Genomic DNA, 14,654 nt, shown 5'->3' on the forward strand with positions numbered 1-14,654 from the left:
GATCGTTATTCTATGTGAACTAAAGCAGGTGCTTCAAGTCGCCAATCCGCCAAACCCAATTCCTGGTGTTTGCTTTCGTCTTAGCACAGCATGAAAACTGCTATTTCACTAGAAAACGTTTAATCAGAGAAGAGGAAATTATGATGAGATTCCAAGATCGAGTCGTTTTGATCACAGGCGGAAATAGTGGAATCGGACTTGCAAGCGCAAAACGATTTGCACAGGAAGGTGCCAAAGTCCTTATTACTGGTCGAGATGAAGGAAAGCTTGAGAAAGCCGCGCAAGAGATCGGAAACGGAACGAGCTTTTATAGAACAGATGTGGCTCGAATCGAAGAACTGGATCGTCTTTTTTCTCAGGTGAAGGGCGAGCACGGGCGAATTGATGCTTTGTTTGCAAATGCCGGTAGCGCGTTCTTTGCGCCAACGGATCACTTCAGTTCAGCCGATTTTGACGCTTTGATCAATACCAATTTCAAGGGTGTCTTTTTCACAATTCAAAAAGCGCTGCCACTCATGCAAAGTGGAGCAAGCGTCGTGGTTAACGCTTCCGTGGGTAGTTCCAAGGGGATTCCAAATGCAAGCGTCTATAACGCGACCAAGGCCGCAATTCGCTCTCTGGTCCGTAGCTTCACGGCTGAACATATCGCCAAGGGCCTTCGATTTAATGTCGTAAGCCCAGGACCGATTGAAACACCCATCATTGAACGGACGGAGGGACTACCTAGCGATTTGTCAGCGTGGAGGGAGCAACTGGCTTCCATGATTCCCATGAAGCGTTTGGGAACATCTGAAGAAGTCGCAGCCGCAGTGGCATTTCTCGCCTCTGACGAAGCCTCTTATATTTCAGGCGTTGAGCTCTTTGTGGACGGGGCAATGACCCAAGTCTAAACAGCCTCAAAGGCTTCGCCGTGAGCAAGCTAAAGGGGGGATAACAAAGGGCAGACTTCGTAGGAAGGATGAAACAAGTCGTGATGAAGAGTTTTGGTGGACTGGAGGTTCTGGGTATTGGCGAAGTGGAAATCCCAGAACCCACTCCAGGAGAAGTTTTAATTCGCATGGAGGCAAGTGGTATCAATTGAGCAGATACCATGAGGTGTTAGCTTCGAGTAATGAGCATTGTAGGTGGGCTCTCCTGCCCCGGCAAGTGATTGCTCTGGTCACCCTCAGAAGGGTCGGCTAAAATCCTCATTATTTCATAAACTTACAAAAGTTCTCGGTCTACTGACATTCGATGCAATCGCTTGATAGTGGAATTATGAGCACAACCATCGCCACCTTTTCTCTTTGTACACATATTTCTTTTTTGCTCAAGTCTTATTTAAATGCGTTTGCCCTGCATCAACAACTAATTATCTTGCAAAAATAGGTACCAGTAAGTGATATCAATACTAATGTCGCCTAATTTTCTGTAATAAACATCAGCATTGATGTTAAGTTAACAATACCGGAGAGAGTTACAAAGTCGATAAAAATGCAGCAACCCTAATGTGTCTAATGCATTCATAGTATCAGCATCCAAGAAGGAGAAGGGAATGGGAACCCTAACTGGATCGGGAACGCACGTCGTAGTATCTTCAAACAAGTCCTTTGAGCAGGTCGCAGAAGCGATCGAGTCGATAGCGATGGCGGGTAAGATGGATTTGGAGGTCGTTGAACAAATTGTCTTGGCCAGCAAGTCGTGGGATGAGTTCCGGGAGGCGATCGCGTCAAAGATCGGAAGTAGTGGCTTGATGACCTTTACAAAGATCGATCATGGTAGTCTTATGTCCCTGGCTTCCCAGGGCGTCAAGGCCAAGCTCTATGTGATTGGAAACCCCCTAATTGCCAAACAAATGCTGGAACAAAATTTAGGGGTCGGGCTTTACGTACCGTTACGACTGTTTGTGTACGAAGACCAGGAGGGAAGGACTCAAATCACCTACGACAAGCCATCGTCTCTTCTAAAGGAATTCCAAAATGAGAAAATTTCGGCAGTCGCGCAAATGCTCGATCGTAAGCTTGAAGAACTAGCGATCGCAGCAGCTGGCGTTGCAGAATAGAAATATCAGTAAATCACAAAGTTTTTTAGAAGCTTTACCACATAAGCATTCTAACTAAACAGCCGTTTCCCAAGAAACTACCTTTTCATCAGTATTTCAGCCGATCGCCTGATTCATATTTTGGTTCAGCAACGCCCAGCAGCAGTATTGTGAGGTTAACTGAGGGGTGAGCCGATACGCGTTCGTGTTCTGCCGAGCGGGCTTCCAGCCCAATACAACTTTGCCATCGGCGAAGCCTTTAATCGCTCACTCCACAGTTTTCAGGTTCTTCCCTCTCTTTTGCCTAAACCTTACACATGAATCCTGACATTTTTGGAGGAGTTATTTATGAAGATTTCGGCACTAATTCAAGGTTTATCTATAACTGCAGTTTTGTTAATAGCTGCTTCCCCTGCTTATGGAGCGAGGATATTTATAACCACACCAGAAGCACAATTGGACGATGACCCCGTTTTAGACGTAGCAGGTCGTCCTGGTAACACTATTAGTTGGTCAGGATTTTTTGATACTACTGGTCTAACCGCTCCTCTACAGTCCATAACCACGTACACAAGTCGCTCAAATGAGATTGCAGGGTTTGAGATTAACCCTGCTGATGATGATGCATTGTTTTTTCCTACTTTACAAGAGCCGACAACCCTAGATCCGAATACGGGTTTAACCACCTTAGTAGCAACTCGTAGTGGTCCTCCAGGGTTACCCCCAAACTATATCCATAAGATAGTAGATGTCACTGCAACCTTAAGCGATCAACTCAACAATGATGGAGAAGTCGATTATAGGATTGGCGTATTATCTGCAATTGATGTAAACGGCACAGATGTCACGGATCAATTCGAGGTCGTAACCCAGGAGTTTGAGTACCAGCCAGCTACAGTTTCTGAACCCTCAACAATTTTTAGCTTAGTTCTAGCTCTAGGATTTGGAGTCTTTTTAAGAAAGCAAAATAAGAAACTGCTATACCAGGAGGATGTTTGAAAAGTCGATTGGGGGGTAAAAATGCTCTCAAGGTATAAGTATAAGCTGTAAATACGTAGTACAGCACCATTAAGAGCATGAGTAAATTATACCCTAGTAACCTGACGTCAGAGCAATGGGAAGTGCTAGCGTCGTTGATTCCGCAAGCTTTACCGCGTGGTCGTCCCCGCCAAGTTGACATCCGGGAGGTTCTTAACGCCATTTTTTATGTCCTGTGTGAAGGATGCCGATAGCGTGCCTTACCAGGCGACTTCTCAAACTGGCAATAGGTGATACATATTTTCGCAACTGGCGCATAGACAGGACGTGGGTAAAGGTACATGACCGTCTGCGGGAGTGGACGAGGGTTGATAGTGACCGTGAGCCAAGCCCATCCGAGGCAATTGTGGATAGCGAAAGCGTGAAAAGCGCAGCAATGGTATCCAAGGCTGTGGGCTAAGACGTCGTTAAACAGGTGACTGACTTATCCAAACAAATGGACAGCCCTCGTACACACTCGTTAATCTGTCGTCGCTTTAGGCGATTTGGGGCGTGACGTCGTCAAAACGGCGACCAACGCTTTGAGCGGGATAGACATTCCGCTCAACAATGCCGCCGCATTCCCTTTATCCGGCTCCATTGCCACATCGTGGTCGCGCTCATATCAGGTTGCAAGCATTATAATAGTGCGCTTGTTGTCTGGCATGGGCTTTGTGTCGGTTCTGAGTTGTGGTTTTGGTAGACAACAACTTTACTACACAAAGCCCTCTTTATATTTGGCGAAGGTATTGAAATAACGCTGGGTATATTTACTTCTGTATGTTCGCTCGTGATTGAAGGGTGAGAGAAATTAATGCCTGATTGTCCAAGGAAACAACTTGATTCCAGCAATCCTCATAATGAAAAATGATTGTCAATATGAGGAAGCCGAAAACTTTTGCGATCGCGCGGGCAAAGCCATCACGAACCATTATTAGGAGGAACAGTCGCATGACTGCCACGATGAAAGCAGTTCGTTTATATCGCTATGGTGGGCCAGAGGTTCTCCAGATCGAGGACGTTCCAGTTCCTCAGCCCCAGGCAGGTGAAGTACTCGTCAAGGTCGCAGCTTCTGGCGTCAACTATGCCGACACCATGCGGCGATGGAACAGGTATCCGGAGCCGACACCCCTGCCCTACACGCTAGGAGGGGAAGTCGCTGGGACGGTTGAGGCGTTAGGCGAGGGCGTCGGAACCGTGAGTGTAGGCACTTCCGTATTGGCAGCAATGCCTGCAGGCGGCGGCTACGCCCAATACGTGACAGTACCTGCCGGACATCTCATACCGCTCCCGCCCCAGCTTGACCCGGTGCGGGCTACAGCAGTTCTCGTGCAGGGGCTGAGCGCGCACCTCCTGTTGAAGGCGTCGGCCCGACTGCAATCAGGGGAGAGCGTCTTGGTGCAAGCGGCGGCGGGCGGCGTTGGCATCCTCGCCGTGCAACTCGCCAAGCGGATAGGCGCGGGACGCGTGATCGCGGCAGCTAGCTCATCCGCGAAGTTGGAACTGGCCCGGTCCTTGGGGGCGGATGCCGGCGTCAACTACATGCATGACGACTGGCCGCAGCAGGTTCTCGACGCGAACGGGGGCCGTGGGGTTGATGTCATCTTGGAGATGGTTGGAGGGACGGTTTTCGAGCGGAACTTCGACTGCCTAGCACCGTTCGGACGCGTGGTCGTCTTCGGGCTCGCGAGCGGTCAGCCGACCTCCCTCGACCCGCAAAGGCTATTGGGGCAGTGTCAATCGATCGTAGGCTTCTACCTCGGTCAGTTCTTCGCCCAACCTGGACTTATCCAGTCTAGCCTAGGTGAACTGATGGAAGAAATCACCACTGGTCGCTTGACGCTTCACGTCGGGCAGGTCTTCCCCCTCTCTAAGGTTGCTGAGGCTCACCGCCTGCTCGAAGACCGCCAGACTACTGGTAAAGTTGTCTTGCAGCCGTGGGCGGATACATAAGGACGTTTGCGTGGGTTAGGCAAAATAACTACATTCTGATAGCAATATCAATGGAGAATTATGCTCAAAGTACTGATTACGGGATGTTCTAAAGGAATTGGGCACATGACTGCTCAGGAGTTCGCCAAGCGGGGCTACGAGGTGATCGCGACAGCACGAGATTCCAAAACACTTGAGGGTCTAAACGTAGCGAGACGCCTTGCCCTGGATGTGACAGACGACAGCTCGGTCGCTGCGGCGAAGGAGGCTGTCGGCGACATCGACGTGCTCATCAACAACGCGGGCATTATCGCGGTAGGTCCAGTGGAGGCTGTTCCAATTGGGGAAGCAAAGCATCTGTACGAAACTAACGTCTTCGGAACCCTTCGTATGGTTCAAGCATTTGTACCTTCAATGCGTAAGCGCGGTCACGGTACCGTAGTCAACCTGTCATCGATCGTGGAAGGATCACAATGCCGCTCACCGGAATCTATGCCTCAACGAAATGGGCGATCGAAGCTTTGAGTGATGCGCTTCGTTTTGAGGTTAGCCACTTTGGCGTTCGGGTTATTGTGATTGAGCCCGGGCCGACGGCAACGGGAGCTCTAGATGCACCAAAAGCGTTTTTCGGAGACGGGGCATATGAACCGCTTACCGCACATCTTGACTTCCAGTCAGAGATGCTCTCCCCCGAAGATGTGGCACAAACGATTGTCGATGCAGTGGAGTCTGAGGACAAGAAGTTCCGGTGGCCGGTGGGCGAAGGGGCGCAGCAACTGCTAAGCACACGCGCCACTATGGATGATGCGACCTTCGAGCAAGCGCTACGGTCTTTCATCGGGAGCAGATGGTAGGGTGAGCAAGCTTGGGCGAGAGTTTACCTTGGCTGCTCCTTGTACGAAAACGCACCCTCGACACTCGCTCTGCACTGAAGCAATGCAAGGCGGGATGTGTGTCAATATCATACAACCGCTCCCCCAAAAATGATGTTTTGTACCACGATTTCCAGGATTTTTTTAAGTAATATTACTTATTGATAAAGCGCTATAACCTAAAATTGTCACGAATGCAGATGCCAGTTTTTCGCTGGTCTTCAACTCGGTAAATAGGGGTTGTGTCGCCAAAATTTAAAAAAAATGGAAAAATATAGCTCATTAAATGGTGATGTTTATGCTTAATAATAAGTTCTATAATCGTCGTCGTTTTCTTCAAACTGCTGGTCTATTTTCCGCTGGTTTGATGACTTCAATAGTCAGCCCTAATCGGACTAGTGCTCAGGATGAGTCTGTAGAAGCTGTTGTTATTGGTAGTGGCTTTGGTGGCGCTGTTGCAGCTTTACGTTTGGGGCAAGCTGGTATCGATACGTTGATTATAGAACGAGGTCGTCGTTGGCCTATTACATCTGCCCAAAATACTTTTGCTACTTACCGTAATCCTGATGGTCGAGCTGCTTGGCTCAGCCCAAAAACAGTGCTATTTGACGAAGTCCCTATAGACGTGTACACAGGAGTTTTAGAGCGTAAAAATGAAAATGGAGTTTCTGTTTACTGTGGTGCTGGAGTCGGAGGTGGCTCGCTGGTTTATAACGGTGTTATTTACCAACCTCCCCGCGAACTTTTCTATCAGGTCTTTCCTAGAGAAATTGACTATGACGAGATGGATAGAGTTTATTACCCTCGCGTTCATTCCATCATACAGCCAGCACCAATTCCTCAAGATATCTTGGCTACTGATTACTATTTATCCACTAGGCTCTTTCTTCAGCAAGCGGCAGTTGCCGGATTACCCAGCCGTTTGCTAGACGTAGCTGTAGACTGGGATATTGTTCGCCAAGAAATCAATGGCACTAAAGTTCCTTCCGCTATTATTGGTGAAAACTGGTACGGCCTTAATAGTGGAGCGAGAAAGAGTCTAGATCGTAACTACTTCACTCAGGCAGAGCAAACCGGGTCTGTGGAGATTCTACCTCTTCATATAGCAACAGAAATCTCTGAAGTACCGGGATATGGCTATCGAGTTACGTGTAACCAGATTAATGAGTCTGGAGAAATTGTTGCAACAAAAACTATTACTTGTAAATATCTATTTCTGGCAGCTGGTTCTATGGGAACCTCTACGCTTCTAGTCAAAGCCAAAGCAACAGGTACACTACCTAGGTTAAATGACTACATTGGCTTAGACTGGGGAACTAATGGAGACACTCTGACCATTCGTTTAGGTTTTCCACAACCCACAAACCCCAGTCAGGGAGGACCTGCAACTGTAGTTACTCAATACTTCGATAACCCTCTCGGCCCAGTTTCTTTCCTATCATTCCCGACATGGAATGCTCCCGAAGGATCTCTAATATCTCTCGGCATCGGCTTACCCTCTGTTAGGGGGAGATTCAACTACGATTCAACTACAGGTTTGGTTAAACTAAAGTGGCCAGATAGTAACAATTTGGGAGATTCAACAATTCTGAAAGCTGCAGAATTTGCCTCCAGATTAATTGAAAGGAAAAATGCTACTTCGACTAGCCAGCCACAAACAGATATAACAATAGGTAGCTACTCTCAGCGTAAAATCCGAATTACGGATCAAGTATCTGATAACATTCCTGTTTTCCATCCTTTAGGAGGAGCAGTCTTAGGAAAAGCCTGTGATTTATATGGTAGAGTCATCGGTTATGGGGGTCTGTATATTGTTGATAGTGCATTGATTCCCGGCTCTACAGCAGCTGCAAGCCCCTCTTTTACCATTGCAGCTTTGGCAGAACGCTGTATCGAACGGATTATTGCAGAAGATATTGCCTAAGTCACCAGTTTGAAGTATTCTTTCTTCCTTATCTTTCACCCCCAGTACAAGTAAAAAATTCCATATGTTGAAAAAACGCTTCAACAGGCTTCTAGAAGGACAATTTGCGTCTGTGGCGACAACTGCCACCATCATTTTAATCGGTTTTGGAATCACAGAGCGACCAGCTAAATCCGCTGTATTAGCGTTGAGTGATGACAATTCGATCGCTGCATTTGACCCTTCTTTCTCAAATATTCCCTCAAATAATGGTCTTCTCTTCTGGACTGTAGAAGGTGTAAATCAATTATTCCAGAACCAATTCTGGTATCGTGTTGGCTCCGAAGGCAGAGAAAATTCTCTTAATACTCTTAATTTGATTAGCCTCAATCAATCTCAACCAGCTGACAACCAGATCTCCGTTACCTACGCAGGCACCGACTTTGAAATTGCCCTCAACTACACGTTGGATGGTGGCGCACAGGGCAGTGGCATATCTAGCTTATTTGAGAATATCACGATTAAAAACACTGGCTCTAATCAGTTAGACTTCCACTTCTTTAACTACACTGACTTTGACCTCACTGAAAATGGCGATCGGGACACAACAAAAATAGGTAGTGGTAGCGCCACACAGTTGGATAATTTTACCTTTGCGACCGAAGTCATTGACCCAGCAGCAACTTACTACCAAGTGTCTCCTTTCTCTAACATCCTAGATGCATTGGAAGACAATGTTACCACCACCCTAGCAAATTTTTCCGGGCCGTTGACTGGTGACAATGCTTACGCTTTCCAGTGGAATTTCGCTCTTGAGCCAGAAAAATCTTTCTCAATCAACAACTACAAATCTATTGCCCCAGTCAAACAAGTTCCTGAACCGACGATGACGTTAGGCTTCATAGCTTTTAGCGCTTTGATACTCATTCATGACAAGTTAAGAAAACTGTGCCGATGAGGTTTGAGGGCTGTAAAGCTGATTAACTCCGGCACGTAACCTACTTCCCATATTCCGCTTTCTAAGCAAAGAGATACATCGTATTTTGTACTCATGACATCATCCGTCTTACAACTACAGCCCCCTCAGTCCACCAAATTAACTAATCAATTATGCACATTTTAATTTATTCTTACAATTACGATCCAGAACCAATTGGAATTGCTCCCTTAATGACTGAGCTAGCAGAAGGACTGGTAAAACGAGGTCATCAAGTGCGGGTAATTACGGGAATGCCTAACTATCCCCAGCGCGAGATATATCAAGAGTATCGGGGTAAGTGGTACGTCACCGAACAAAAGAACGGCGTTACCATCCAGCGCAGTTACCTACAAATCAAGTCCGAACCCAACCTGGTAGATCGGCTGTTATTAGAGTTGAGCTTCGTGTTCACAAGCTTGCCGCAAGCACTTAACGGTTGGCAACCCGATGTCATCCTTTTAACAGTTCCACCTTTACTCGTGTCATTACCTGCAACTCTACTTGGTTGGTTATACAACTGCCCAGTGGTGTTGAATGTGCAAGATATCCTCCCAGAAGCAGCCGTGCGCGTTGGTTTGCTGAAAAACAAATGGTTAATTAAAGTATTTGAAGCCTTGGAGAAATTCGTCTATCGAACCGCAAACGCTATCAGTGTCATCGCTGAAGGTTTTGTGGAGAATTTAGTGAATAAGGGAGTACCAGAAAAGAAAATTGTCTGCATTCCCAATTGGGTGAATGTGAATTTCATCCGCCCCCTACCTAAGGAGAATAACGCCTTTCGGACTGCTTATCATCTGGAGGGGAAATTTGTAGTGATGTACTCGGGCAATATAGCACTGACACAAGGTTTGGAGACAGTAGTGGCAGCTGCAGCTTTGTTGCGCCATATTCCAGAAATTGTGTTTGCAATTGTCGGTGAATCAAAAGCCTTAAAAAGTTTACAGCAATATTGTCAAACTTGTGGGGCTGATAATGTAATGTTCCTACCACTTGTAGAGCGAGAAAAATTACCCGAGATGCTGGCGGCGGCAGATGTGGGGTTAGTAGTGCAGAAGCGCAACGTAATTTCTTTCAATATGCCCTCTAAAATTCCACTGCTACTAGCATCTGGACGTCCGATAGTGGCATCAGTTCCCGCCACTGGCACTGCGGCGCGTGCGATAGGGCATAGTGATGGTGGTATAGTTGTAGCTCCTGAGTCACCAGATGCACTGGCAGATGCGGTACTAAATCTATATGCCAAGCCAACCCTGGCGGCATTACTAGGTATGAAAGGGAGAACGTTTGCTATGGAGCGCTATTCCTATAAGCAAGCACTCGACCAGTATGAAAGGCTATTTTCTAATGCGATCTGCCCTCCGAGCAGGAACGAAGCTATCGCTCCTCAAGCATCAAATTTGGGTATTGTGCCAAAATTAAGCTCGAGGGAATCAGTCATAGATGTCTGATAACTGTGACCCCCCGCTTCCCGACTTCTTAGAGAACTTGGGGATCTTGCAGCCCATTAAAGAAAAAAGTTAGCTGTGGCAAAACCTTACCGAGACAAAAAATCTTCCAAATCTTTTGTGCGCTGTTTTGTCAGTCTCTCAAGACACCCGTTCCGAAAAATTTCGTATCCCGTCCCATCGCGAGAACTGTAAGTTTCAAAATTACAGTTGCCATCGCGGAATTTAATCCAAGCCTGCTGTGCGGCAGTCAGTATTTGCTTCTGCTCCTTCAGCAAATTAGATGTCACTTTTTTATACACCTCATTTAGGCGTCTATCTGCTGTTTGGTAAGACAGCTGAGAACAATATTTCAGTTCTGGTGTTGTGACTGCCTTAGAACAGTTAATTTTTTGGGCAACAGCCTCTTGTGCCTTAATGGGCATGGAAATCGCGGTTATGGATAAGGATGCGATCGCCATCAAAATGAAGGAATTAATCCGTCTTTTATGTATAAGTCTTACAGACATAATTAAAAGTTTCTTTTGCTACTCAAATGACAATATATTCTCTAGGGAAGCACTAGTGAACATATACTATAAGGCACGATAAGTTTTTAGTATGCAAAAGAAAAAAATCTTAAAAATACTAATCTTAATGAACTAAGTAAGTCACCGGGAATAAACAGAAATAGGTTACAAAATATAAATGTATCTGAAACCCTTACAAATGACCAATGACAAATGACTAAGGACGACCCTTACCAGTTATTTTTGTGACCGACCTACCTAACCATTAACAGATGCAAAGGAAAATTCATTTTTGACATTCCACCGTCTGCCATCGTGTACCAACAACGTTAGACAGGAAGCAGTAAACTCAAAGTGCAATTGACGATTCTGAAATTCTGACCATGCAGATCTAAAGTTCTGCTTTGTTAAATCCTTAAAAGCAACTGTCATATGGGGGGCAAAGGGACGTGTTTTGCCAACCTTATCTACAATTCCCAACTGACTTTCCATATATGCCATAACATCGGCGTGCAAACTCAGCAGTTCGTGGCTTCTGACAACATCAATATATATAACACGAGGTATGAAAGCACCATAACCACTGAGGGTAATCGGAACTGAATCTCGATTCACCGCAAAATCCCTCAAGCACTGTTCCAACAAGGGCAAATTGTCATCCGCCCATTCAAAAGGTGGTTGCAGGGTGATGTGTGGTGGAGATTTTTGGGCGTGGCAACTAGCGTAGTTATCTGCAAAGTACTGCTTGATTTGGTTGGCGTAGTCCTGAATCTCCTGAGGTGGCAGCAAGGCGATAAAATAAAGTTTCATAATATTTTAAACTCTAGGGTGTAGCAGCTTACCTACAAACTCTACGAATGGAAAATTGTAGTCAAATAACACAAATTGAAAAATTTCATGCTATTATGATTTTAGACCTGGATCTACGCGGCTCCAACGCCCAAACTTTGTCAGGACCGGAAGGTAGCAGCAATACGGGATGCTTGTAGCAGGCGTAGTCTCCGGGTCGCCCTATTTTAGGAGCGCAAAAGCGACAATGCCTGGTTTTGGAGATGTTGTTAAAAAAGCTTTTTACCTCGGTGTTGGGTTGGCATCATATGCAGGAGAAAAAGCAGGCGTGACATTATCGGAGTTGCGATCGCAAGTCCAAAAACTGGCAGACGAAATGGTTGCACGCGGGGAAATGACTACAGATGAAGCCCGCCGCTTCGTAGAAGATATGATGAAGCAGGCGCAACAAGCAGCCCCACCTGGTTCGCCAGCTGAGAAAAAGTCCCCATCAGAACCACGTCGGATTGAAATAATAGAAGAAGATGAAGAGCCAAAAGCAAAATCATCTCCTCCAACTGAAGATGTGGATAAATTGCGGGAGCAAGTAAGGCAAATGCAAGAAGAACTGCGTAGGCTGCAACGCGATAAATAATTAGGAGACCGGAAACGATCGTGTATCCCATGTTTAGAAAACTTTCGTGAATGAACATCCTCAGAGTGTACGCAAATGCTTCAAGCCATGTAAAAATTAAGCGTCCGATTAACAGGCTTTTAAGGACGTAGAAACTATGGAAAAGTGGCAAAAAGAGTTTTGGGAAATGATGGAAACAGTGGCAGATGAAGTAGAACGCTTTTTTCTGGGGATGACAGAAATGGTAGATACCTTTTTTGAGATCGCGGAAGAAATTACCGAGCAAGTACAAGATGTGATTGCTACTGAGGTAGATCAGTACTTACAAGAACTGGCAGAGCCAATTTTGGAAGTGTACTGGGATCTAGAAGAGATTTCGATTGAGGATGTTGTAGATCCTGGTTTCCCATATCCAGTTGAAGCCACATTACAGAAAAATCCCGCTTGTATTGGGTGCCGTCACTACCACGGTCAAGTCTATAGTGGCAATTTGTTAGTTTGTGGAATGCACCCCCACGGATGGGATGACGAGAATTGCCCAGATTGGGAACAAGACGAGTTATAAGTTAGTAGTTAGTGGTTAGTAGTTAGTAGTTCTCGTCCACAACTAATAACTCATGACTAATCACTAATGACTAATGACCAATAACTATTGACTACTGATTATGGAAATAAAGTACGGCGAACGAAACATTACAGAAGGGCAACTCATTACCTTTCCCAATCCCCGTGTAGGAAGGCGATACAACATTAATATTACTTTGCCTGAATTTACTTGTAAGTGTCCGTTCTCTGGTTATCCCGATTTTGCCACCATTGACATTACCTATATACCAGACGAACGGGTGGTGGAACTGAAGGCGCTAAAACTATACATTAACAGTTATCGCGATCGCTACATTTCTCACGAAGAAACAGCCAATCAAATCTTGGATGATTTTGTTGCGGCTTGTGACCCCTTAGAAGTTACTGTGAAAGCAGACTTTGCACCTCGCGGTAACGTACATACAGTTATTGAAGTGCGCCATCAGAAATAAAATATCAAAAACAGCAAGCAAGGTCGCAAAGGCATGAGGAATCATTCTTCATGCCTTTGCGGCTGTGGGTGAATATCAGCTATACTGCACGAGGCTCCATTGCAGGTGCGTTTTCTTCATTCTTCGGCGGTAAACTCAAACTATCCAAAATTTCCAGCATTTCCCGCTCAAAAGTCACCTGTGCGCGATTGGTTTTGCCACCCACATACAGACAACCATCTTTTTGCAACGCCCAAATTTGGGAGTGAGAAAAGTAACTCATAACCACGCCTAGCATCAGTAAGGCGAATCCCGAATACACAATTGGTATTCCCGGATCGGCTTTAATCTGTAAGCCAGTACTGCCAACTAAATCCAGAATTTTTAGAGTGACACCGTTGACTTGGGCAGACATTCCGGTGCGAACTGTATCAACCAGCTTGCCTGCCACATCGTAAATTAACACCATGCCTTGCAAGTCTTTCGCGAGTATAGATACACCTTCACTTAAATCTGGTTTTGTAGGAATCCACGTTCCCCAAATCCGTCCTTGACCTTTGGTATCCAGTTGTGCCATTGGAATCTGAAAAACTGGGCTGTTGTTGAGTTGAACTCTAATGGCAGAAATTCCCCAATCAGTTTGGTAAAAGGTTACACCACGATAGCGTAGAGGACTGTTAACGAAAATTGTTTTGCGGTCAACTTCTTGTCCTTGAGCGTTTAAGACAGACATATCGGAATAGAATTGGTCAATGCCTCCAGAAGGGGTATAGTCAATCCAAAAACGATTGACTCGTACTTGCCAATCCTTGGGGGCTTGGGCTGCTGCAAAAGGTCCTGCGTCTATAATGTTCCTCACTTGAAATGTATTGCCACTTGCAACCATTTCCTGAGCAAGAAAACCTGTCATGGCTCCCCAAATTCCACCTAGCAAAGTCATGACGATGCCAATATGAACAATTATTGGGCCAATCCGTCCAATAATTCCTTTGCGGGCATAGAGGACATTGTCTTTTTCTTGAAAAACTTTGTAACTGCGTTTTTGCAATAAGGTTTGTAGAGATGAAATATTTTGCATCTCTACATTATCAAACTCCGCACTCAAAGCTAATTTTTGAAATTGGCGGGGTTCTTCGTAATATTTCCATTTCCGGGCGGCTTTTAAAGCTGGTAGCTGACGGGTGAAAGTACAGGCAGTTAAGCTAGTACCAAAAAATATGAGCAATGCCAAAAACCACCAAGTCCGATAGACATGGTCTAAGCCCAGAGTTAAGATGACTTTCCACGAGAGAAAACCAAACAAGGCTGGGTGTTCTGGATAGTTGGCTTGGTAAAATGCTAGGGATTGACCTTGTTCGATAACAGTGCCACTGACACTAAACAGTGCGATCGCAAGTAACGTCACAATTGCCAAGCGTAAATCTGTCAGCACTGGTAAAAACTCTTGTCGCAATATACGTCCTAGCACTGACCATATAGATTTCTGAGAAACTGGATTTTCTATAGTCATTAGTTAAGTATCCGCAATATTTGTGTATATCTTTTCTTTTCAAATTTCC

The 14,654-nt window shown here is 45.6% G+C and carries 14 protein-coding genes, 1 other RNA gene and 2 pseudogenes; 14 read left to right on the plus strand and 3 right to left on the minus strand.

What is annotated here, in order from left to right:
* Nucleotides 1-140 precede the first annotated feature (140 nt).
* From ACYRY3_RS38245 to ACYRY3_RS38290, 10 genes and pseudogenes are all read left to right on the plus strand, one after another.
* Nucleotides 141-890 (plus strand): SDR family oxidoreductase, encoded by a 750-nt coding sequence (locus tag ACYRY3_RS38245; protein ID WP_460206968.1) that lies wholly within the window; start codon nucleotides 141-143, stop codon nucleotides 888-890.
* A 68-nt stretch (nucleotides 891-958) separates the two neighbouring features.
* Complete coding sequence (locus ACYRY3_RS38250) at nucleotides 959-1,081, plus strand: hypothetical protein (RefSeq protein WP_460206969.1); 123 nt, start codon at nucleotides 959-961, stop codon at nucleotides 1,079-1,081.
* Nucleotides 1,082-1,534: 453 nt separating this feature from the next.
* Nucleotides 1,535-2,041: a DUF302 domain-containing protein gene (locus ACYRY3_RS38255; protein WP_460206970.1), complete on the plus strand. Its 507-nt coding sequence runs from the start codon at nucleotides 1,535-1,537 to the stop codon at nucleotides 2,039-2,041.
* Nucleotides 2,042-2,368: 327 nt separating this feature from the next.
* Complete coding sequence (locus ACYRY3_RS38260) at nucleotides 2,369-3,019, plus strand: PEP-CTERM sorting domain-containing protein (RefSeq protein WP_460206971.1); 651 nt, start codon at nucleotides 2,369-2,371, stop codon at nucleotides 3,017-3,019.
* 77 nt (nucleotides 3,020-3,096) lie between these two features.
* Nucleotides 3,097-3,455: pseudogene (locus ACYRY3_RS38265) on the plus strand (transposase); the annotation flags it as partial.
* Between the two features lie 533 nt (nucleotides 3,456-3,988).
* Nucleotides 3,989-4,990 carry a quinone oxidoreductase family protein gene (locus ACYRY3_RS38270; protein ID WP_460206972.1) on the plus strand — a complete coding sequence of 334 codons (1,002 nt, stop codon included), beginning with the start codon at nucleotides 3,989-3,991 and terminating at the stop codon, nucleotides 4,988-4,990.
* 60 nt (nucleotides 4,991-5,050) lie between these two features.
* Nucleotides 5,051-5,823: pseudogene (locus tag ACYRY3_RS38275) on the plus strand (SDR family oxidoreductase).
* Nucleotides 5,824-6,139: 316 nt separating this feature from the next.
* On the plus strand, nucleotides 6,140-7,765 hold the full coding sequence (locus ACYRY3_RS38280) for a GMC oxidoreductase (RefSeq protein WP_460206973.1): 1,626 nt from the start codon (nucleotides 6,140-6,142) through the stop codon (nucleotides 7,763-7,765).
* A 64-nt stretch (nucleotides 7,766-7,829) separates the two neighbouring features.
* Nucleotides 7,830-8,702 (plus strand): hypothetical protein, encoded by an 873-nt coding sequence (locus tag ACYRY3_RS38285; protein ID WP_460206974.1) that lies wholly within the window; start codon nucleotides 7,830-7,832, stop codon nucleotides 8,700-8,702.
* Nucleotides 8,703-8,854: 152 nt separating this feature from the next.
* Entirely contained in the window at nucleotides 8,855-10,171 is a 1,317-nt protein-coding gene (locus tag ACYRY3_RS38290) for a glycosyltransferase family 4 protein (RefSeq protein ID WP_460206975.1), read from the plus strand.
* Nucleotides 10,172-10,257: 86 nt separating this feature from the next.
* Here the strand turns inward: ACYRY3_RS38290 and ACYRY3_RS38295 are convergent, their stop codons facing one another.
* Together ACYRY3_RS38295 and ACYRY3_RS38300 are read right to left on the minus strand one after the other, a co-directional pair.
* On the minus strand, nucleotides 10,258-10,677 hold the full coding sequence (locus tag ACYRY3_RS38295; RefSeq protein ID WP_460206977.1) for a lysozyme inhibitor LprI family protein: 420 nt from the start codon (nucleotides 10,675-10,677) through the stop codon (nucleotides 10,258-10,260).
* Between the two features lie 258 nt (nucleotides 10,678-10,935).
* Nucleotides 10,936-11,487 carry a 2'-5' RNA ligase family protein gene (locus ACYRY3_RS38300; RefSeq protein ID WP_460206978.1) on the minus strand — a complete coding sequence of 184 codons (552 nt, stop codon included), beginning with the start codon at nucleotides 11,485-11,487 and terminating at the stop codon, nucleotides 10,936-10,938.
* A 104-nt stretch (nucleotides 11,488-11,591) separates the two neighbouring features.
* Between ACYRY3_RS38300 and ffs the strand changes: the two genes are divergently transcribed.
* From ffs to queF, 4 genes are all read left to right on the plus strand, one after another.
* An RNA gene (ffs, locus tag ACYRY3_RS38305) (signal recognition particle sRNA small type) lies at nucleotides 11,592-11,688 on the plus strand.
* A gap of 25 nt (nucleotides 11,689-11,713) precedes the next feature.
* On the plus strand, nucleotides 11,714-12,100 hold the full coding sequence (locus ACYRY3_RS38310) for a phasin family protein (RefSeq protein WP_460206979.1): 387 nt from the start codon (nucleotides 11,714-11,716) through the stop codon (nucleotides 12,098-12,100).
* A gap of 136 nt (nucleotides 12,101-12,236) precedes the next feature.
* Nucleotides 12,237-12,644: a hypothetical protein gene (locus ACYRY3_RS38315; protein ID WP_460206980.1), complete on the plus strand. Its 408-nt coding sequence runs from the start codon at nucleotides 12,237-12,239 to the stop codon at nucleotides 12,642-12,644.
* 100 nt (nucleotides 12,645-12,744) lie between these two features.
* The gene (queF, locus tag ACYRY3_RS38320) at nucleotides 12,745-13,116 is read left to right on the plus strand and encodes a preQ(1) synthase (protein WP_460206981.1); all 372 of its coding nucleotides are present in this window, start codon (nucleotides 12,745-12,747) and stop codon (nucleotides 13,114-13,116) included.
* 79 nt (nucleotides 13,117-13,195) lie between these two features.
* On the opposite strand, the gene ACYRY3_RS38325 is transcribed toward queF, so the two are convergent.
* A complete protein-coding gene (locus ACYRY3_RS38325; RefSeq protein WP_460206982.1) occupies nucleotides 13,196-14,605 on the minus strand; it encodes a cytochrome c biogenesis protein in 1,410 nt (469 codons plus the stop codon).
* Nucleotides 14,606-14,654 lie beyond the last annotated feature (49 nt).

The organism is Scytonema sp. NUACC21 (genome assembly GCF_054684315.1).

Bases quoted from the DNA above. Each gene is read 5' to 3' on its own strand.
- ACYRY3_RS38260 (WP_460206971.1), top strand. From the start codon at position 2,369: ATGAAGATTTCGGCACTAATTCAAGGTTTATCTATAACTGCAGTTTTG.
- ACYRY3_RS38285 (WP_460206974.1), top strand. From the start codon at position 7,830: ATGTTGAAAAAACGCTTCAACAGGCTTCTAGAAGGACAATTTGCGTCT.
- ACYRY3_RS38250 (WP_460206969.1), top strand. From the start codon at position 959: ATGAAACAAGTCGTGATGAAGAGTTTTGGTGGACTGGAGGTTCTGGGT.
- ACYRY3_RS38270 (WP_460206972.1), top strand. From the start codon at position 3,989: ATGACTGCCACGATGAAAGCAGTTCGTTTATATCGCTATGGTGGGCCA.
- ACYRY3_RS38295 (WP_460206977.1), bottom strand. From the start codon at position 10,677: ATGTCTGTAAGACTTATACATAAAAGACGGATTAATTCCTTCATTTTG.
- ACYRY3_RS38245 (WP_460206968.1), top strand. From the start codon at position 141: ATGATGAGATTCCAAGATCGAGTCGTTTTGATCACAGGCGGAAATAGT.
- ACYRY3_RS38310 (WP_460206979.1), top strand. From the start codon at position 11,714: ATGCCTGGTTTTGGAGATGTTGTTAAAAAAGCTTTTTACCTCGGTGTT.
- ACYRY3_RS38300 (WP_460206978.1), bottom strand. From the start codon at position 11,487: ATGAAACTTTATTTTATCGCCTTGCTGCCACCTCAGGAGATTCAGGAC.
- ACYRY3_RS38315 (WP_460206980.1), top strand. From the start codon at position 12,237: ATGGAAAAGTGGCAAAAAGAGTTTTGGGAAATGATGGAAACAGTGGCA.
- ACYRY3_RS38255 (WP_460206970.1), top strand. From the start codon at position 1,535: ATGGGAACCCTAACTGGATCGGGAACGCACGTCGTAGTATCTTCAAAC.
- ACYRY3_RS38325 (WP_460206982.1), bottom strand. From the start codon at position 14,605: ATGACTATAGAAAATCCAGTTTCTCAGAAATCTATATGGTCAGTGCTA.
- queF (WP_460206981.1), top strand. From the start codon at position 12,745: ATGGAAATAAAGTACGGCGAACGAAACATTACAGAAGGGCAACTCATT.
- ACYRY3_RS38290 (WP_460206975.1), top strand. From the start codon at position 8,855: ATGCACATTTTAATTTATTCTTACAATTACGATCCAGAACCAATTGGA.
- ACYRY3_RS38280 (WP_460206973.1), top strand. From the start codon at position 6,140: ATGCTTAATAATAAGTTCTATAATCGTCGTCGTTTTCTTCAAACTGCT.